This window comes from uncultured Fibrella sp., from assembly GCF_964250085.1.
GTDB lineage: Bacteria > Bacteroidota > Bacteroidia > Cytophagales > Spirosomataceae > Fibrella.
The window spans coordinates 53,255-72,633 of sequence record NZ_CAXUEC010000004.1 but is presented as its reverse complement, the minus strand read 5'-3'; the positions used below and the strand labels follow the sequence as shown (position 1 = coordinate 72,633).

Annotated in this window: 13 protein-coding genes; 7 read left to right on the top strand and 6 right to left on the bottom strand. The window is 54.0% G+C overall.

All coding sequences use genetic code 11. From position 1 onward, the window contains the following. The first annotated feature begins 264 nt into the window (after positions 1-264). Complete coding sequence (locus ACFE8Q_RS13945; RefSeq protein WP_375446021.1) at positions 265-1,113, top strand: polyprenol monophosphomannose synthase; 849 nt, start codon at positions 265-267, stop codon at positions 1,111-1,113. 1 nt (position 1,114) lies between these two features. On the opposite strand, the gene ACFE8Q_RS13940 is transcribed toward ACFE8Q_RS13945, so the two are convergent. Next, on the bottom strand, positions 1,115-2,551 hold the full coding sequence (locus tag ACFE8Q_RS13940) for a Gfo/Idh/MocA family protein (RefSeq protein WP_375446020.1): 1,437 nt from the start codon (positions 2,549-2,551) through the stop codon (positions 1,115-1,117). Between the two features lie 227 nt (positions 2,552-2,778). Here ACFE8Q_RS13940 and ACFE8Q_RS13935 point away from each other — a divergent pair, with 227 nt between their 5' ends. The 4 genes from ACFE8Q_RS13935 (at position 2,779) to ACFE8Q_RS13920 (ending at position 11,677) form a co-directional block, all read left to right on the top strand. Further along, positions 2,779-4,065: an asparagine synthetase B gene (locus ACFE8Q_RS13935; RefSeq protein ID WP_375446019.1), complete on the top strand. Its 1,287-nt coding sequence runs from the start codon at positions 2,779-2,781 to the stop codon at positions 4,063-4,065. Between the two features lie 232 nt (positions 4,066-4,297). Further along, a complete protein-coding gene (locus ACFE8Q_RS13930) occupies positions 4,298-6,844 on the top strand; it encodes a DUF2339 domain-containing protein (RefSeq protein ID WP_375446018.1) in 2,547 nt (848 codons plus the stop codon). Between the two features lie 101 nt (positions 6,845-6,945). Continuing rightward, complete coding sequence (locus ACFE8Q_RS13925) at positions 6,946-8,196, top strand: DUF3999 family protein (RefSeq protein ID WP_375446017.1); 1,251 nt, start codon at positions 6,946-6,948, stop codon at positions 8,194-8,196. Positions 8,197-8,428: 232 nt separating this feature from the next. After that, entirely contained in the window at positions 8,429-11,677 is a 3,249-nt protein-coding gene (locus ACFE8Q_RS13920) for a WD40/YVTN/BNR-like repeat-containing protein (RefSeq protein ID WP_375446016.1), read from the top strand. Here ACFE8Q_RS13920 and ACFE8Q_RS13915 read toward each other — a convergent pair. The 5 genes from ACFE8Q_RS13915 to ACFE8Q_RS13895 all read right to left on the bottom strand — a co-directional run bounded on the left by ACFE8Q_RS13915 (position 11,649) and on the right by ACFE8Q_RS13895 (position 17,029). Continuing rightward, on the bottom strand, positions 11,649-12,443 hold the full coding sequence (locus ACFE8Q_RS13915) for an alpha/beta fold hydrolase (RefSeq protein ID WP_375446015.1): 795 nt from the start codon (positions 12,441-12,443) through the stop codon (positions 11,649-11,651). The two genes, ACFE8Q_RS13920 and ACFE8Q_RS13915, sit on opposite strands and share 29 nt — an antisense overlap. Positions 12,444-12,545: 102 nt before the next feature. Then, on the bottom strand, positions 12,546-13,877 hold the full coding sequence (locus ACFE8Q_RS13910) for a family 1 glycosylhydrolase (protein ID WP_375446014.1): 1,332 nt from the start codon (positions 13,875-13,877) through the stop codon (positions 12,546-12,548). After that, positions 13,874-15,478, bottom strand: a complete 1,605-nt coding sequence (locus ACFE8Q_RS13905; protein ID WP_375446013.1) for a GMC family oxidoreductase — start codon at positions 15,476-15,478, stop codon at positions 13,874-13,876. The genes ACFE8Q_RS13910 and ACFE8Q_RS13905 overlap by 4 nt, the downstream gene beginning before the upstream one ends. An 85-nt stretch (positions 15,479-15,563) precedes the next feature. Beyond that, entirely contained in the window at positions 15,564-16,166 is a 603-nt protein-coding gene (locus ACFE8Q_RS13900) for a gluconate 2-dehydrogenase subunit 3 family protein (protein ID WP_375446012.1), read from the bottom strand. After that, positions 16,163-17,029 carry an SDR family oxidoreductase gene (locus ACFE8Q_RS13895; protein ID WP_375446011.1) on the bottom strand — a complete coding sequence of 289 codons (867 nt, stop codon included), beginning with the start codon at positions 17,027-17,029 and terminating at the stop codon, positions 16,163-16,165. The genes ACFE8Q_RS13900 and ACFE8Q_RS13895 overlap by 4 nt, the downstream gene beginning before the upstream one ends. 251 nt (positions 17,030-17,280) lie before the next feature. Between ACFE8Q_RS13895 and ACFE8Q_RS13890 the strand changes: the two genes are divergently transcribed. Next, on the top strand, positions 17,281-17,958 hold the full coding sequence (locus ACFE8Q_RS13890) for a response regulator (protein WP_375446590.1): 678 nt from the start codon (positions 17,281-17,283) through the stop codon (positions 17,956-17,958). Then, positions 17,955-19,316, top strand: a complete 1,362-nt coding sequence (locus tag ACFE8Q_RS13885; protein WP_375446010.1) for a sensor histidine kinase — start codon at positions 17,955-17,957, stop codon at positions 19,314-19,316. Before ACFE8Q_RS13890 ends, ACFE8Q_RS13885 begins: the two co-directional genes overlap by 4 nt. Positions 19,317-19,379: the final 63 nt, after the last annotated feature.

The window sequence follows — 19,379 nt, the reverse complement described above, 5'->3', positions numbered from 1 at the left end:
ATTGTACTTCCAAAAATCATCTCAATTAACTAGTCAATTAGTACAACTTACAGTTGTATCCAACTGTACAAGATAAAAAACATGTGTAAGAAATTAAAATACAGTTAATTAGTAGCGCACTACCTATCTATTCAGTCTTGTATTTGAAGGTCGAAGGCCAAGCAGTCGGTTCTATGCTCAGGCACGTTGGATTAAGATTATTTAACGGCCAACATGCATTATTTTTGGGTGCGCTACTGTTTTAAGAATAAACGCTTTTCCGCCGTGACCGATCGCCTAGTCATCATCCCCACGTTCAATGAAATCGAGAACATCGAAGCCATCATTCGGCGCGTGTTCTCCTTGTCAACGGCTTTTGATCTGTTGATTGTCGACGACGGCTCCCCCGACGGAACGGCGGCGGTGGTTAAGCACCTACAGGCCGAATTTCCCCAACAACTACACCTGCTCGAACGGCGCGGTAAGCTCGGCCTCGGCACGGCCTATATCGACGGATTCAAATGGGCGCTGGCTCGTGGTTACGAGTTCCTGTTCGAGATGGACGCCGATTTTTCGCACAACCCCGACGATCTGGTTCGGCTCTATAACGCCTGCGCTACGGGCGGTGCAGATGTAGCCGTAGGGTCGCGTTATATCAAGGGCGTAAATGTGGTCAACTGGCCCATCGGGCGCGTGCTGATGTCGTATGGGGCGGGTATTTACGTGCGGTTCATCACCGGCATGCCCATCATGGACCCCACGGCCGGTTTCGTTTGTTACCGCGCCCATGTGCTCAACGTCCTGCTCCAGAATCCGATCCGGTTTGTGGGCTACGCCTTCCAGATCGAGATGAAATTCACCTGCTGGAAATACGGTTTCACACTGAAAGAAGTACCCATCATCTTCACCGATCGTACGCGTGGCGAGTCGAAAATGTCGACCAGGATTTTTAAGGAAGCCATTCTGGGCGTAATTCAGATGAAGATAAACAGCTTCTTCCGCCACTACATCCCTGTTAAAAAAGCAACGGCTACCTACCCCACCCCTAACCCCTCTCCTTTAAAGAGGGGAACATCTCCAGAGTACGCTGAAGCGGTTTCCCTCCCTAAAGAGAAGGGGCTAGGGGTGGGGTAATTTATTTCTTCTTTTTCTTCGCTACCGTCCCAGCGGGCGATTCCCCGGTTTTCATGGTCATGGTTTCGGGGTTCCAGTGCACCACTTTCTGCTCGAAGTAGCTCTGGTTGCTGGCTAGCACCGGGGCCGCTGCCCGGAAACCGAAAACCGGGTCTTCAATTGTTCCCTGGCTGCCTTCCCGCACATTCTTGAAAAAATCACCAAAGTGGGCACCGTGGGCGTCTTCGCCTTTGGGCGCGTTGAAACGAACCTCTTTCACAGGCTCGGCTACGCGCGTTTCGGGCGGATACTGCGCGTCGTACTGCTTCTTGAATTCTTCCTTAACTGGCTCCGTAAATGTAAAAAAGCTGTCGTAGCCGTTGTAGCCGGGTGCAACGGGGAGCTTATGCTTTGTCAGGATCAGGTTATCTTCCGAAAACTCGATCTGACCCTCGTTACCAATGATGCGCGTTACATTGCTGATCTTGCCGGCATTGGCAAAATTAACCCGTAACACCATCTGGAACGCCTCATGTTCAGCCGTTTTGGGGTAGTCCATCACGCTCGTCATAATGTCAGGTACGTCGCGGCCATCCTTCCAGTAAGCCAGATTTCCCGACGAAAAAATACGCGTTGGACCCATCGAATTGGTAACGAAATGAACGCCCGTGATGAGGTGAATGAAGAGGTCGCCCGCAACGCCGGTGCCGTAATCTTTATAGTTGCGCCACCGGAAAAACCGCTTGGCGTCGAACGGACGTTTGGGAGCATCGCCCAGAAAACGGTCCCAGTCCAGGGTCGTCAGCGATGCATCGGGCGGTACCGAGTAGTTCCAGGCACCAATGGCATTGAACCGGTCATTGTTGGATTCGATGTAGTTGATAGCCCCGATATCGCCCGCCTGCACCATCCGCTTAGCCTCCTGAAACGACGCGCTACTGATGCGCTGACTGCCTACCTGCATGGTCTTGCCCGATTTTTTCCAGGCGTCGATCACGGGTTTGCCTTCGTTGATATGCTGCACCATCGGCTTTTCGCAATACACATGCTTGCCCGCCTGTAGGGCCGCAATGGTAATGTGATCATGCCAGTGATCGGGCGTTACAACGAGCACGGCATCTACATCGGGGCGGGCCAGCACTTCGCGAAAATCGCGGGTGGCAAAGAGATTGTTATCTTTGCCGAAAGCCGTTTTGGCGTGTTCCAGCCGACCATCGTACAGATCGGCTACGGCCACCAGTTCAACATCGGGGTTGCGCAGGGCGGCCTGCGTATCGTAGTTGCCCTGAATGCCCATTCCGATGGTCGCGATCCGAATCTTGTCATTCGGGCTTACGCGCATCAGGTTTGGGATATACGCCGGCGGGGTGTTCCCCAGTATGGTTTGAACACCTCCCGTAGCCGCCAGGGCCGAAGCGGTCGTCAGGGTTCGAATAAATGTGCGGCGCGACGGAGTCATAAGTTAGTATCGTTTTCTGAAAAAGACAGACGACCCGACAACTTACCCGACAGTTTTTGCTGAAGTCTACTATGTAACGTAGACTTCAGCAACGTACCTGAGCAACAGCCGTAAGGCCGTTGCCTCTATTAGTCGACGTATTCCTAAAATTACGGCTTCGCCCTCTGGTAATCAGCACGGTTGTGATGTACATTACATCATCAACCGTTTTCTAACCGTCTTCTGCCATGAAACGCATTATCCCGTTTCTGTTGCTATTCTCGGCTATCGCCAGTTACGCCGGACAAGTGCTGGCAGGATCCATCCTGATCCCGATGGACGACCGACAGACCGATCATCTGAAAGCGTATGGCATTGCCTACGCTGTGTTGAAAGATGAGCAGGATGTAGACTGGCTCCTCAACTACCGGGGCGGCAGTTTCCTGATCAAATACTCCGCCAAGTTCGAGAATGAGTGCCGCGTTCGGGGCGTTACCTTCGAGTCGCTGACCGACGCTGGCGCGGCATCGATCAAACGGCAGATCGCGAATCCAGACCTGAATATGGACGTGGTAACGCTGAATAAAGCGGCCAAAATTATTGTGTATTCACCCGCCAAAGTTGGGCCGGCCGAATTTGAAAATAATGATGCTGTGCTGCTCGTGCTGACCTACGCCGAAATTCCCTATGAACTGGTGTATGATGAGGAGGTGCTAAAAGGCGACCTGCCCAAATACGACTGGCTCCACCTGCACCACGAAGACTTTACAGGCCAATATGGCCGAAATCTGAACCGGATGACGCTTTCTGACATTAAGGCGCAGGAAGATATCGCCAAGAAATACGGTTTCTCGAAAGTGTCGCAGATGAAGCTGGCCGTGGCCAAGGGCATCAAGGCATTTTGCGCAGGCGGCGGCTATCTGTTCGCCATGTGCTCGGCCGCCGAAACCCTCGATATTGCCCTGGCCGCCGAAGGCGTCGACATTGTGAGCGATACCTACGACGGCGATGATGTAGACCCCGCAGCACAGTCCAAACTCGATTTCAGCAAGACATTTGCCTTTCATAATTTTAGGCTTGAAGGCGATAATGGCGGCGGACGCGGCTTCTCTACCTTCTCTGACATCAACTCGGCCGCCGGGCAGGGCTACGGCGGAGGCTCGTCGAGCGGTTACTTCGAGTTGTTCAATTTCTCGGCTAAATGGGATGTTATTCCGGCCATGCTGACCCAGAACCACGAGGCTATTATAAAGGAATTTACCGGCCAGACAACCGCTTTCCGCAAATCGACGGTCAAAGCCAGTACACTGGTCATGGGCGAAAGCACCACGTCTGACCGCTATCTCTACGGCGAAATGGGCCGGGGCCAATGGACATTCTACGGCGGTCACGACCCCGAAAACGTGCGCGGCGGTGGTGGCGGTAGCTGGCGTATGCCCACAGACCTTAACCTGCACACGCATTCACCGGGGTACCGACTTATCCTGAACAACGTATTGTTTCCGTCGGCCAAAAAGAAAAAGCGGAAGACGTAGGGGTTTGTCATTCAACATCTAAAGTTCAATGTCCAAAAACTTCGCCACAGGAAGCGGTGGGCCAATCAACAAGCCAGGCAACAAAGACCGTTGAACCTTGGCCTTTAGACCACAACCGCTTACCACCCTAATCACCAGTCAATTAATTGGACAGTTGTGTTTCTGAGCGATTTCGGCATCTTTGCTTATTGTCAAAGTTGACAATACTATGCCCTCCTTCCAGCCGTTCCTTATGGAAAGTCTCTACATCCTGTTGCTGATCGTGCTGTTTTTGTACCTCAATCAGCAGTTTGTTCAAATCAAAAAAACCATAGCCGACCAGCGCGATAGCCTGTTACAACTCCAGAAAACGCTGTTGAGCAACGAGCCTCTGCCAGATCAGGTACGTATCCCGGTTGGCCTGGCACCCGACGCCACGATTCGCCCTGTAACGCCCCCTGTTGCTGAACCGATGCCGTTGCGGCCCGAGATTGTCCCGGAACTGGAGCCAGTCATGTCTATCTCCATGCCGCCGGTTGGCGAGCAACGCCCTAACGTACCCAAGCCGAACTTACTCGACGACTCCCTGCTTGGCCCACCTGCCAACGTACCGCCTGTATTCGTAGCCCCCAAACCGTCGTGGTTTCGGCGCTTTCTGGACGAAAACCCGGATCTGGAGAAGTTTATCGGCGAGAATCTCATCAACAAAATCGGGATCGCCATTCTGGTTGCCGGTATTGGCTACTTCGTCCGGTACGCCATTGCCCAGGAATGGATCGGTGAAATTGGCCGGGTGCTGATCGGCATGGCGGCTGGTGGTGGTCTGCTGGCTGTTGCCCACCGGATTCGGCAACGGTTTGCCGCGTTTAGCTCGGTGCTGGTAGCGGGTGGTTTGTCGGTGCTGTATTTCACTATCGCCATCGCCTTCTCCGACTACAAGATCTTTAGCCAAACGGCGGCTTTCCTGATCATGGTTGTTATTACGGGCTTTGCCATTGCCCTTTCCATTGCCTATAACCGTGTTGAACTGGCCGTGATGTCGCTGATTGGCGGCTTTGCTACGCCGTTTATGGTCAGTACGGGGCAGGGCAATTATATGGTTCTGTTTACCTACATTCTCATTCTCGATGTCGGTATGCTGGTGCTGTCGTCGTTCAAAAAATGGCCCCTGGTACACTGGGTGGCCTATGGCTTCACCCTCCTCCTGTTCGGCTCATGGCTAAGTACAGAGGTAGTGAAGGTGTCCAGCGTGGATTCGTCCGGTGTAGATTTGCCCGGTATGAACGTACCTGCACCGCCGTATCTGGGTGCATTCGTATTCGGCACCATCTTCTACCTGCTCTTTGCGGCCATGAATTTGTTTGATCGATTACGGCACGATACCCGCTTCTCGGCCCTCGATGTCAGTCTGTTTATGAGTAATACGGCCTTCTACTATGGGGCAGGCATGAGTATCCTGGCTTATGTCGACCGTAGCGACGGACCGAAAGGCACGTGGCAGGGACCGTTTACGCTGGCGCTTGCGGTGGTCAATTTCGCCTACGCGGCCTTGCTTCGGCGACGAAACTCCACCGACACCACGCCCGGCGTGGATACGCTGTTTTACCTGCTCATTGGGCTGGTCATCACCTTTGCCAGCCTCACCATTCCGGTCCAGCTTGATGGCAATTTTATCACCATGTTCTGGGCGCTGGAAGCCGTTCTCCTGCTGTGGCTCAGTCAGCGGTCAGGGTTACGGCTGGTGGCTACGGCCTCGGTTATTGTACTGGGCCTGATGGGCATCAGCCTGCTCATGGACTGGACCCAGTTGTATGACCCGACTATTACCCCGGCGCTTCCAATCATTGCCAATAAAGCATTCGTTACCAGCGTGCTATCAGCAATCGGCCTGAGTGCTTACTATTGGCTATTGGATAAGCAGGAAGCACCAGTTTCCCTGTATGTAAGCAACCTGACCATACCCGCTTTTCGGCTATTTATTGGCTACACCACCGTTCTTGCCTGTTATCTGGCGGGCTTGCTGGAATTGAATTACCAGTTGGTGACCGCATATGGGTACGATGCAAACCGAACTATTTTACTGGGTACGTATAACCTACTGGTGGCCGCTATTGCGCTGGCAGTTACCCTGCGCGCCAACACCGATCAACGCCTATGGTGGTCGGCCATATTCAGCCTGTTGGTACTGCTCACGTACCTGTTCAGTACCGGCCCTGCCGTAATCGACCTGCTTGATTCGTACTATCAGGGGCTTGTTTCGGGTCGGCCGGCGTTCCTGTTCCAGTATATAAATCTGGCAGCGGTGGCGGCGGTCCTCATTCTCCTGTTTAGAGCCAAAGAGCGGCTGGCTCTCTCCACACCAAAGCTGGAAAGGGTCTGGCCGTGGTTTCTGGTCGTAGTTGTGGTGGCCATTAGCAGCATGGCCCTGTTTGCCAACGTCATCGCCCTCTCATTGTCTACCGATGACATCGCTCATACCGCCATTCAGCGCAACGCTGTTCAGCTTCGGTTTGATGGGCTGATCGAGCAGATCAATAAGGTTGGCCTGCCTGTTGTGTGGGGACTTTGCGCGTTTACGTTCATGTACGTGGGCCTCGTCCGGCGCAACCGGACATACCGCGTATTATCGCTCGCCCTTTTCGCGTTGACCTTGCTGAAATTATTTCTTTACGACATCCGGGGTATTTCGGAAGGCGGCCGGATTCTGGCGTTCATTTCGCTGGGAGCCCTGCTGCTGGTCATCTCGTTCATGTACCAACGCATCAAACGACTACTCGCCGCCGACGAAGCACCAGTTTGACTTGTCCTGTCTTCCGAAGCTGGAACTTCGGAGTTTGGCGTCAAGTAGCTTATTTAGCTACCAAAACTGGAGCTTTGGAAGACAAGACACGTCTGATTACAATGAAAATTCCCGTACAAATCCTCGGTTTGTGCTTCTTTTTACCGGCTTGCACACTGGCACAGTCTTTCAGCTATAAAGCGCCGGTATCACCGGTAACCCGTTCTGGCTATCACCGCATCGGACTTTCGCCGGATGTGGTCGGCCAATTACAGGACGGGCTAGGCGATATTCGGCTTTTCGACGGGCAAAAACGCGAAGTACCTTACATTCTCACTCGCCAGACTGGCCTGGAAGCAACGGCATTTATTCCGTTTGAGGTCGTAAAGAAAACGAACGTACCCAGCGTCAAAACGACGGTGATTGTGAAGCGGCCATCCCGGCAGCCAATCCAGTCGATCAGCGTCGATATTCAGAACACAAACGTTTTGAAAAAAGCGACGCTGAGTGGCAGCAACGACGCCAGCAACTGGTATGCGCTCGACGACGCCGTTCAGTTGGGCAGGACCAGCAACGCCACAACAACAAGCAGCCTGCAAACGATCTCTTTCCCCCTCAGCGACTACACCTATTTCCGGCTCGAGGTCAACGATTCTACCTCCGCTCCACTGAACCTGGTCCGCATTGGCAGCTTTGGCCAGACAGGCACCGCCGCCCGATTTACAAAAATCCCGGACTTACGTTTTACACAAATCGACAGCAGCGACCATAACACGTACCTAGTGTTCAGCCGCCCCACACCAGCCCGCATCGATAGGTTAACGATCCGGGTGAGCCAACCGGCACAGTTCCGGCGGCAGGCGTCGGTGGGGCATAACTTCAGCGAAACCATTGTCAGAAAACGCCGTAGCCGCCCCGCTACCAGGCAATCCTTCGATCCGCTGATTCCATTTGCTATCAGTTCGTCAGGCGATACAATCATCTACTTACCGGGACTACGAACCGATAAACTGTGCATCCGCATTGCCAATGGCGATGATCCGCCCCTACAGATTCGGAGCATCGGGGCGTCGCAACTAACAACGTACCTGACAGCCAACCTGCTGGCCGACTCTACGTACCATATCGAGTTTGGCGATCAGGCAACGGCAGGTCCCGTTTATGATCTGGCTTATTTCAAAAACCAGTTGTCAGGTACGTTGCCGGTAGTGGCTGTTGGTGCCGTAACGGCGGCGCACGAAGCAAGCATCAGCAACGTACCTAAAGCCAACAAATACACGGTTTGGGCGGCAACGATCGTCATCCTGCTACTACTCGGTGCAATGACATACCGCCTGCTTAAAGAAACGCCCAACCGCCAGACCGACGCGTAGCCAGAATTTGCAGTTGCCTAAAAATGATTTCAGTTGCGGTGTGTTGCTGCCGAAGGGCCTACAGCGCGAAGCTATCACAAGCGAAAAGCCATGATTGCAGCTAAAATCTTATACGAAAAACGCCTCATCCTGACCACACCAACGTACCTGAAAAAGAGAGTACACTTACTACTTAGAACAGATTAAACCGTATTTTTCGGAGTGATGATTTCACGGTACTAAATCACTTCCCATGCGTCAACTAGCTACTTCATCGTATCTGCTACTTACCCTGCTGTTTGCCGGGGGTAGTTCATTACCCACTCAAGCTCAATCAAAGCGACCAAAAACAGCGGTTGCAGCCCCTTCGGTGCCAACCGTCGATGCTAAACTGTTCGGTGGCATGCACTGGCGAAACATAGGGCCGTATCGGTCGGGGCGGTCGCTGGCGGTGGCCGGTCATCCCGATCAGCCGTTAACGTTTTTCTTTGGCGCAACCGGCGGCGGCGTCTGGAAAACAACTGACGGTGGGCAAAACTGGGCGTGTGTGTCAGATAGCACCTTTCAGTCATCATCAGTTGGGGCCATTACGGTGGCTCCGTCTGACCCTAACATTGTGTATGCGGGCACGGGCGAGCCCGAAATCAGGAACAACATCAGCTACGGCGATGGAGTATACAAAAGCACCGACGGTGGTAAATCGTGGCGGCATACGGGCCTGAAACAGGCCGACGCCATTGGTAATATCGAAGTACATCCGCAGAATCCAAACCTGTTGTATGTGGCTGCATTAGGCAATCCGTTTGCCCCAAATGCTGATCGCGGCGTGTTCCGGTCAACGGATGGCGGCACCTCGTGGACGAAAGTTCTTTTCAAAAACGACAGCACCGGAGCCGCCACCGTCCGGCTCGACCCCAGCAACCCAAGCATCGTGTACGCCACGCTCTGGCAGGCCTACCGCAACGGCCATTCGATGAGCAGCGGCGGCAAGGGCTGTGGGCTTTACAAAAGCACCGACGGCGGCACCACCTGGCAGTGCCTGAACGAGAAACCCGGTATGCCGCGTGGCCTGCTGGGCAAGATCGGCGTGGCGGTGGCGGCGTCGAACAGCAGCCGACTGTATGCCCTGATCGAAAATGCGAAAGGCGGCCTGTACCGGTCCGATGATGGGGGCGAACACTGGGCGTTGATCAATGAAGACAAGAACCTGTGGCAACGGCCCTGGTACTACATGATGCTGGGCGTGTCGCCGCAAAATGATAATGATCTGATCGTGTTGAATGTGAACTCGTTACGCTCGAAAGATGGGGGCAAAACGTTCGCCCGGGTGCCGGTGCATCACGGTGATACGCACGATGTCTGGTTCAACCCGAAGAACCCGCTGAATTTTGCCATTGCTGATGATGGCGGCGGCGAAATTACCTTCGACGGTGGCCGTACTTTCTCGGATATCGACGTACCCACGGCGCAGTTCTACCACGTTTCGCTCGACAATGATTTTCCGTACAACCTGTATGGCGCGCAGCAGGATAACTCGTCGGTTCGTATTGCCAGCCGCACCGATGGGTATGCTATTGGTCAGAACGACTGGTACCCGGTGGCGGGTGGTGAAGCGGGCTACATCGCGTCTGATCCGAAGAATCCGAAAATTACGTTTGGGGGTGAGTATGACGGATTTATGTCGAAACATGATGCGCAAACAAACCGCACATACGCGGTGTCGGTCTACCCGGAAGGAGCTATCGGTGCCCCTGCTTCGGTGAAAAAATATCGGTTTCAGTGGACGTACCCAATCCTGTTTTCGCCCCATGACCCTAATGTTTTGTACGCCACCTCAAACCATGTGCACCGCTCTACAGACGCCGGTAATTCATGGGAAGACCTTAGCCCCGATCTGACGCGCCATGAACCGAAAACCATCGGCGAAACTGGCGGTCCGATTACCAAAGACATGACGGGTGCCGAGATTTACGCCACGATTTTCACCTTCGCCGAAGCGCCCACCGAAAAAGGTGTTTTCTGGGCTGGTTCCGATGACGGGCTACTCCATGTGAGCCGCGATGCGGGCAAAACCTGGCAGAATGTGAGCTTGCCAACCAGCCGGTTGGGGGAGTTTGCCCTCATGAATCTGATTCACCCGTCGGAGCACGTACCTGGCAAAGCGTATCTGGCCGCCACCCGCTACATGAGCGGCGACCGCAAACCTTATCTGTTCAAGACGACCGACTATGGTAAAACCTGGACGAGCATCATCAGCGGTATTCCGGCCGACGAATATTGCCGCGTGGTGCGCGACGATCCTGAACAGCCGGGGCTGCTGTACGCTGGCACCGAGCGGGGCATCTATGTGTCGTTTAACGACGGTGGAACCTGGCAGAAAATGAACCAGAACCTGCCCATCACGCCCGTCCGCGATTTGCAGATCCATAAGCGGGAGAAGGACCTGGTGATTGCCACCCACGGCCGGGCTTTCTGGATTATGGACGACATTACACCCCTGCGCCAACTGGCCCGACAGCTACAGAGTGGCCAGGTACGTGCCGACCGGATGCAGGTGTTTACGCCTCGCCACGCCTACCGGATGGAGGGCGGTAACGGCAGTAGCGGGGGCGTGGCCGATGCGGGCGAAAATGCCGAAAATGGCGTATTGGTGCGGTATTTCCTGCCTGCCAAGCCAACGAAGGAACTCAGAATGCAATTTCTGACCGAGAAAGGCGATACAATTATCAGTTACTCAGACCGGAAGGATAAGAAGGGTAAACCGCTGACCATCTCGAAAGAATTTTACGAAGATGTGAAGCTAAAGCGGCCCGGCACTATTGCTGCGCAACCCGGTCTGAATCAATTTGTCTGGGATATGCGCTACCCCGATGCGGTGGCAGTAGAAGGCCTGAACGTGATGTGGTCGGGCGACGGAATCGGGGTTAAAGCGGTGCCGGGTCGCTACCGGGTACGTTTACTACACGGTGATTCGCTGGTTAGTGAGCAACCAATCGAGATCCGTAAAGACCCGCGCTTAAGTGTGTCTGACGCCGACTATGCGGAGCAGTTTGCTTTCGTGAAAAAGTGCAACGATAAACTGTCGGAAGCGCACCGGGGCATCAATCAGTTACGGGCCGTTCGAACGGCGGTGAATGGCTATCTGGGCGTGCTGAAAGACAGCACGATAACGAAGAAATTTGCCACCGTAACCAAGCCAATGCTGGCCCAACTCGATTCACTTGAAGCCGTGCTGATGCAGCCCAAAGCCAAAGCGCCACAGGACGTGCTGGCTTTCCCAATCCGCCTGAACGATAAACTGGCAGGCCTGGCTTCGATGATGGCCGGTGCGGATGGCAAACCAACAAAAGCCGCCTACGTGGTCTATACTGACCTTGCCCGCCAGATCGACGCGGCACTGGCAACGTTGAAAGAGGTGACCGGCAAGCAGGTTCCCGCGTTCAACCAACTGGTAACGGAGCAAAAGATTCCCGCTATTGTAATTGATAGCAAAGGATTCTGATTGCTTCCACAACCTGATCGGGTGCTTCCTGCGGGAGTAGATGACCGGCCCCGGGAATGATGTGCAGCCCTGCCTGAGGAAGGTAGGGCTGCACCATGTCTGGCTGTACCGAAAGCGGTAACGCCTTGTCCTGATCACCCGCCAGGATCGTTACAGGTACGTTGATGCGCGACATGCGATCCGTGATGTCATTGAGGCTGCCCGTGGTAAGCCAGGCGGTCCAGGCTTCAGGCGAACTGCGCAGGTTGTCGGTAATGATTTGCTGTCGAACCGTTTTAGAGATCGGTAAGCAGGTGATTTTTTCTACGGTCTTCTCTGCCGCCTTGCGCTGCCCGTCTGGCGAGAGGCCCGGCTGATCGAGCATGTCCTGCCGATCGCTATCAGGGATAGGTTCCTGACCGGGCGGCGACGGTGCCAGCAGTATCAGGCCCTGTAAACCTGTCAGCGGGGGCGACACCAACGTACCTGATGCCAGTGCTAACCCGATTTTTCCGCCCATCGAGTGGCCTATCAGAATAACTGGCCGACTGTTTAGCTGAGCCGCCAGGACGGATAAGACCTCATCGGCTACTTCGTCAACTGTCTGATGATCAGAGAGGGCGGGCGACTCACCAAAACCGGGTAGATCGATGGCAATGCAATGGAACTCCGTGGCTAACTGATCCAGAACGGCATCCCACGAGTGAACCGATCCGCCAAAATAATGCAGAAAGACCAGTGCCGGACCTGTAGGAGCAGAGGGTGTTCTGATGAAGGTGTGAAGCATGTTTAGTTACTAGTTAAGCGCATTAGACCGATGATGTACCACGGACTTTAGTCCGTATTTCCTGTAACCAAAACCAACATACGGACTGAAGTCCGTGGTACATCAAAACTCGACCTTTAGCTTGGCGGGTTGATCGGTGATTTCCAGCATCTGACCGTACGGAACAATGGTAATCTGGCCGAACTCTTTCAGGATCAACTTATACGCTTCGGAGACGGGGCGCGGCTTACGGTCGAGGTCGTACAGGCCGCAGGCGTTTACCCGGTTGTTCTGCTCGGCAAGACCCGTATCCCAATCAATCTGGTCGATCAGGCTATACCAGGTAAAGCCCAGCACAGGCACGCCATCGCGCCGCATCTGCATCACGTTGAGCCACTGTTTATAGAGCCAGGTAGACGCATTTTCTGCCTCGAATACGTTCGTCTCCGTATGCATGACCGGTTTATGATACCGGGTATAATAGTCTTTCGTGATCTGATACCAGCCCAACACATCCATCGAACTCATCATCTCGCCGGTGGGTAGCTTGATCTGCTCATTCCGACCGTAATAGTCATTGCCCATCACCTGATAACCGGGCGGCTGACCAGCCATGAACCAGTTGTATTCTTTGCGCGTCATGCCGTTGTCGAGCAAATAGAGCAGAACGTCGGCACTGGGCGGATGGGCGTAAAGCAGATCGAGCGATAGAAAACGCAGTTCGTTATGCAGCTTTATCTCGGGCGTAGGCAACGAACACACTTCATGGATGTACTCGGCACTTTCGCTCTGAACAATCACCACGTCGGGGCGGCGTTTGGCGATCTGTTGCGTGCCCATAATGCTGGCCGCTACTGTGTGTTTCAAGGCCGTAACAAAAGCCTTGTCGGTTTTTAGCTGCTCATTCCAGATGCCGTCTTTGGCACTATGCCGGGCCGTTACGTAGATCTCATTGACGGGCGTGTAGAAACGTACCCAGGGGTAACGTTCGGCCACAGCGGCGCAGTAATCGGCAAAGTGGATGGGCAGTTCGGGATTCTGAAAATTGCCGAGCCAGTCGGGTAAGCCGAAGTGCATCAGGTCAAGAATGGGCGTGATACCCTGCTTCTTTATTTCGGCCATAACCAGATCCGCAAATTCCCAGTCGAATTTTCCGGGACCCGTATGAATACTGTAGTAGGGAAGGCCGTAGCGCAGCACTTTCAGCCCCAGTTCTTTTACTAAGCCGATATCTTCCTTATACCGCTCATAATGACCACACTCGCGGAGCTGGTCACGCCTGACTTTACCCTTCTTGATGGTCGGGTAGGAACACTCGATGCCCGTGGCGAACATGAAGTTGGAAGGCGAACCGTCCGGAAGGCCGTTTCCGTTAGATGCCGTTGAGCCGCCGTACTGGTCACCTTCATAAGCGCCCGTACCAAAGTGCTTTTCTATGTTTGATAAGAAGTTCATAACGTGTTGGGGTGGGTTGCTTTTAAAAATCGATCTGCTGTTCGTAGTGATAACGCCATGATGGTCAGCGCTGGATTTACACTCAACGCAGACGGAAAGGTGGAGTTATCGCTGATGTATAAGTTAGGAATATCGAACGACCGGCCATCGGCATTAACCACCGCCTCGTCGGGTGAATGACCCATCCGGCAGGTACCAATCACGTGGGCTGACCGGGGGAACGCCCAGACATTTTTGGCACCCGCTGCTGCCCAGATAGCCCGCATAAGCTGATCGGCATGGGCGTTCATTTTCTGTTCGTTCTCCCCGTTCGTGAAGTAAACACGCGGTTTGGGTAATCCGCGGGCATCTTTTTCGTCCGATAATTCGAGGTAATTATGATCATACGGCAGGCAGTCGCCCAGGATATTAATGCCAGCCACATGGTTGTAGCGGCTCATGGCGGTGTGCAGGGCTGGTCCCCAAAGGCCGGTGCCCCGCACCAGTTGCTTGACATACGTAACTGGCATAACACCAATCGATTGCAGCAGGTAACCGCCCGCGAAATCGGCTGACCCGCTGGCGAAAGGCCGGTGCGTATCTTCTGAGATCAACCCGCCCGGAATGCCTTTGTAGGGGCGGACGTCTTCGTCAAATTCACCCCAGATTTGCAGTCCGGTATGGGCTGTCAGGTTGCGGCCTACCTGGTGGCTGCTGTTGGCCAATCCATTCAGTAAAAGGAGACGGGGTGTTTCAACGGCACCGGCGCAGAGAAAAACGGCTTTGCAACGCTGGCGGTATGTTTGCCCATTCTGCACGTAGACCACTGCTGTGATACGCCCCTGTGAATCGCGCTCGAACGTGGTTACGAAGGAGTCGGGCCGGATTTCGGCACCTTGGGATCGTGCCAACGCCAGGTACGTTACGTCCATACTGGCTTTGGCCCCGGTGCTGCACCCCGCCTGACAAAATCCCCGGTTGGTGCAGGCCTCGCGCCAGCCAACCCCCGGCTGGTAATACCGGCCCGATAAGGCGGCGTTGGCCGCCGGTGAGGTACGTATGCCCAACTCCGAACAGCCACGCTGCATCAGTTGAGCCGCCCCGTTCAGGGGTAAGGGCGGCAGCGGATACGCCTGGGTACGTGCCGGACCCCACGGATAGGTAGCGGGACCGGAAACGCCCAGAAACTGTTCAATTTCGTTGTAGTAAGGCACCAGGTCCGTGTGGAAATCAACAGGCCAGTCGGCGGCAACGCCAAACTCGGTACGCATCCGTAAATCGTCGGGCTGGGCGCGGGGCGTATAAGCGGTGAAGTGTAAGGTGGAGCCGCCGACGCCCGTTCCCGAATTATTTGCCCCAAATGCGAGTGGATCCTGGCCCGCACTAAGGCGTTCATCGTTCCAGTAGAGAAAGTTCTGCGCCCGTTCGTCGGTTGCGTAGTCGCGCTTTGGGTCTTTCTCGGGGCCAGCCTCCAGGGCTACTACCCGTTTACCTGCCTGTGCAAGGCGGGCCAAAAGAGGTGCGCCTCCAGCACCAGTGCCAATAATGACGGCATCGACGAGGTCAGTTGTTATGTAGGTACGTCCGGCTGTAGACGATCCACTGCTCGATAAAGTCGGCATATGTATAAGTAGCCTGAAGCTCCAGCTTCGGGAGAAGAACGGATTAACAATTTCTCCCGAAGCTGGAGCTTCGGGCTACTGGTATTCAGACTTCCTGCGGCTCGCGAGCTTCCAGATCGTTCAGACCAATTCGTTCCCAGCCGGGTTTATCGGCCATGCCAACGTACCCAATGGTTTCCTGAACGAGCGGGTGGCTGAAATAAATGACGACGAGTTCGGCCAGCAGATCTTCGAAAAATCGTTTTGGCGGCAACTGTTGCCAGGTGGCTCCCGGTGCTGTTCCCTGTTGTACTTGCCCAATCAAGGTGTCCTGTTGGTTGGTTGTCAGCAAATTGAATGGCTGCCCGTACAGTGCCTGCGCTGATTGGTGAAAACCAGCTAACCCCTGCTGAAAAGCAACGCCGTCGGCGGGGAGGGTGTCGTAACGCCACCCGTCACTTTCATTATTGGCCAACCGTTCGTCGACTGGTCCCACCAGGTCAACAATGTTTCCCGCTTCGATGGGTTGAGGAATCAGGCGGGCGGCGATACAACGTAAGGTATCGGCTTCCTGCTCGCTAAAAAACCGAAGGGGGGCGGGTTGCTTCGTGAGTCGTTCGGTCAGAACGGCACGGGTTTTATCGCTGACGTGGTCGGTGGTGAGTAACGTGCGAACCGTGCCGGATGGGTAAGTCGTGGGTTGGCTCATCCTAGTTTTCCGCCGGTAACTTCCACCAGACTTCCCGTCATAAAACTACCGTCGGTCGAGGCCAGCATCACATAGGCGGGAGCCAGCTCTTCGGGCTGACCAGGTCGGGCCAGTGCCACCTCATGACCAAAATGCTCGACTTCATCCATTGGCATCGTACCTGGAATATTAGGCGTCCAGACCGGGCCGGGCACCACCGCATTGACGCGGATACCCCGCTTGCCCAGTTGAATGGCCAGCGATTTGGTGAAGGCGTGAATGGCCGCTTTCGTAGCCGTATAGTCGATCAGCAATGGGTTGCCCACAATGCCCACGATGCTGCCTGTGTTCACAATGGCATCGCCTTCGTGCAGGTGTGGCAGCGCAGCCTGAGCCATGAAAAAGTAACCGAAAATATTGGTCTCGAAAGTTCGGCGGAGTTGTTCTTCCGTAATGTCTTCAAACTTTTCCTGGGCCATCTGGTAGGCGGCATTGTTCACCAGCGTGGTCAGCTTACCATATTCATCAACTGTTTGTTGCACGGCGTCGCGGCAGGCGTTCGAGTCCCGCACGTCGGCCTGAATAACCAGGCACCGACCCCCGTTGGCTTCCACCAGGCGTTTCGTTTCCTCGGCGTCGTCAGTATTTTCGTTGTAAAGAATCGCCACATCGGCCCCCTCTTTACCGAAAGCGATCGCCACCGCCCGACCAATCCCCGAGTCGGCTCCGGTGATCAGCGCTACCTTCCCGACCAGCTTATTCGCCGCCTTGTAATTCGACAAGTCGCTGTCGGGTTGACGCTGCATATCGGACTGGCGAGCTGGGTAAGGTAATTTTTCGCCTTTTATTTCGTCCGATGTAGGACGTTTTTCCTGCATTTGCATACCGTTGAGAAAATATTGTTGTTACTTATTCTTCCCAACTGCCAAAGTTGCGGCTTGGTTATAAATAGGCTTAAACGGCCATTCGCGCCCCTTAACACCTTTTTAACAGCGGTTTGGGGGCGTTTTAATCTACCACATAGAGCTTAGTGACAAATCTGCCTGGGTGTAGGACTACATATTGACGGGGTTCATTAAATAAATCGTATTTTTCACTCTTTCAACTATTGATGGATACTATGTATGTTTCGGATATGAAAGTCCTTGTGGTAGAAGATGAGCCTAAGCTGGCCTCTTTCGTGAAGAAAGGGTTAGAAGAACAAAAGTGTGAAGTTGATCTGGCCTACGACGGTCAAATTGGTCGCACGATGGCCCTTAGCAATAGTTATGATGTAATTGTGCTGGATGTAAATCTGCCGAAAATAAACGGGTTCGATCTGGCCCAGACTATTCGGCATGAACAGGTACAAACACCTATTCTGATGCTAACGGCGATGGGCTCGGTCGACGATAAAGTCGCGGGCTTCGAAGCCGGAGCCGACGATTACCTGGTGAAACCCTTCGAGTTTCGCGAACTGATGGCTCGTATTCGTGCGCTTCATAAACGTGGAGCCGAAGGGGGCAGCGCCGTGAGCGTGCTGCGCGTGGCCGATCTGGAACTCGATCTGAACGAAAAAATTGCCCGCCGGGGTGGTAAGCGAATCGAGCTGACAGCCAAAGAATTCGGCCTGCTCGAATACCTCATGCGCAACCGGGGACGGGTGGTTTCCCGCGTTGATATTGCCGAGAAAGTCTGGGATATTCACTTCGATACCGGCACCAACGTGATTGATGTGTATGTGAATTTCCTACGGAAAAAGGTCGATAAAGAATTTCCGGCCAAGCTCATCCATACCGTTATTGGCATGGGCTATATCATGAAGGAAGAGTGACAATCCGTGCCCGTCTGACGCTACTTTTTTCGTTGCTGGTTGGCTCCATTCTCCTGTTGTTCTCTGTCTCTATTTATCTGCTTTACAACCAGTATAGAGAGGTCGACTTTTATGACCGGCTGCACGAAAAAGCCAAAACTACCGTCAAGGTACGTGAAGATGCAGGTGATGTGGCCCGTAATGACCTGCCAGTGATGGTTGGCGAACGAGTCACGATCTATAACTCACTGAACCAGGTTATTTTTTCGGCTGGTCAGGGCTTCAATCCGTCGTTGACCGGCAGGCAGTTCCGGCAGATTCGAGAGGGGCATGAGATCCGGTTGACGCACGGTGAAATTGAGACGATCGGTATTCGGTACAAAACGTTGGTTGTCGTGGCTACAGCCTACGACCAATACGGTTTCAACAAACTGCGTCGCCTGCGCGAAATCCTGATTTTTGGCTGGCTGGCCAGTTTCTTCATGGTTGGTGTGGCGGGCTGGCTATTTGCGTCTGATGCCCTTCGGCCGGTATCCGAGATTATTGATCAGGTAAATGCTATTTCGGCGACAAATATCCACGAACGGCTACACGTTAGCCGGAAGCGCGACGAACTGGCCGAACTGGCCCATACATTCAATGACATGCTGAACCGGCTTGAAGAGGCATTTGTCACCCAGCGAAGTTTCGTCTCGCATGCCTCGCACGAGCTGCGCACGCCTCTGGCCATCATGCGGGGCAACATCGATGTGGCTCTGATGCAACCGCGCGATGTGCCCTATTACCAACAAACGCTTACCGATGTGCTGGATGAGGTACAGACGATGGTCGATCTGGCCAATGGCCTGCTCGATCTGGCCCGCGCCAGTTCAGAATCGACCGCCATTTCATTTCGGCCTACCCGCCTCGATGAGTTACTCTGGCAAGCCCGCACGAAACTGCTGTCGAAAAATCCGAAGTACGTTATTGATATTGATTTCGAAAGCTTACCCGATCAGGATGATGATTTGACCATACAGGGCGAGGAGGCGCTGTTGCGTACGGCCTTCCAGAACCTGATGGAAAATGGCTGCAAGTATTCGGCCAATGGGAGTGTAGCCGTTCGAATCTCGTTTGCGCCGAACCAAGTCCAGATCGCGTTTGCTGATACAGGCTATGGCATTCCGGCCGAGGCATTACCCCACCTCTTTGAACCGTTTTACCGGTCGCCGGCAACTACCAGTGTAGCGTCGGGTCATGGCATTGGGTTGGCCCTTACGCACCGGATCGTTATGCTCCACAGCGGGTCAATTACCGTTCAGTCAAAAGAGGGCGAAGGCACGACCGTCACAGTACAGTTTCCGCTGCCTGTTGCCCGGCCTTCTGCTATAGTCTTCTGACTATCAGGTACGTACCTGCCTATATTGATTGGTCAATGGCGTCTGCGTTGATAAATTTCAATA

Bases quoted from the DNA above. Each gene is read 5' to 3' on its own strand.
- ACFE8Q_RS13940 (WP_375446020.1), bottom strand. From the start codon at position 2,551: ATGACTCCGTCGCGCCGCACATTTATTCGAACCCTGACGACCGCTTCG.
- ACFE8Q_RS13935 (WP_375446019.1), top strand. From the start codon at position 2,779: ATGAAACGCATTATCCCGTTTCTGTTGCTATTCTCGGCTATCGCCAGT.
- ACFE8Q_RS13930 (WP_375446018.1), top strand. From the start codon at position 4,298: ATGGAAAGTCTCTACATCCTGTTGCTGATCGTGCTGTTTTTGTACCTC.
- ACFE8Q_RS13925 (WP_375446017.1), top strand. From the start codon at position 6,946: ATGAAAATTCCCGTACAAATCCTCGGTTTGTGCTTCTTTTTACCGGCT.
- ACFE8Q_RS13920 (WP_375446016.1), top strand. From the start codon at position 8,429: ATGCGTCAACTAGCTACTTCATCGTATCTGCTACTTACCCTGCTGTTT.
- ACFE8Q_RS13915 (WP_375446015.1), bottom strand. From the start codon at position 12,443: ATGCTTCACACCTTCATCAGAACACCCTCTGCTCCTACAGGTCCGGCA.
- ACFE8Q_RS13910 (WP_375446014.1), bottom strand. From the start codon at position 13,877: ATGAACTTCTTATCAAACATAGAAAAGCACTTTGGTACGGGCGCTTAT.
- ACFE8Q_RS13905 (WP_375446013.1), bottom strand. From the start codon at position 15,478: ATGCCGACTTTATCGAGCAGTGGATCGTCTACAGCCGGACGTACCTAC.
- ACFE8Q_RS13900 (WP_375446012.1), bottom strand. From the start codon at position 16,166: ATGAGCCAACCCACGACTTACCCATCCGGCACGGTTCGCACGTTACTC.
- ACFE8Q_RS13895 (WP_375446011.1), bottom strand. From the start codon at position 17,029: ATGCAAATGCAGGAAAAACGTCCTACATCGGACGAAATAAAAGGCGAA.
- ACFE8Q_RS13890 (WP_375446590.1), top strand. From the start codon at position 17,281: ATGAAAGTCCTTGTGGTAGAAGATGAGCCTAAGCTGGCCTCTTTCGTG.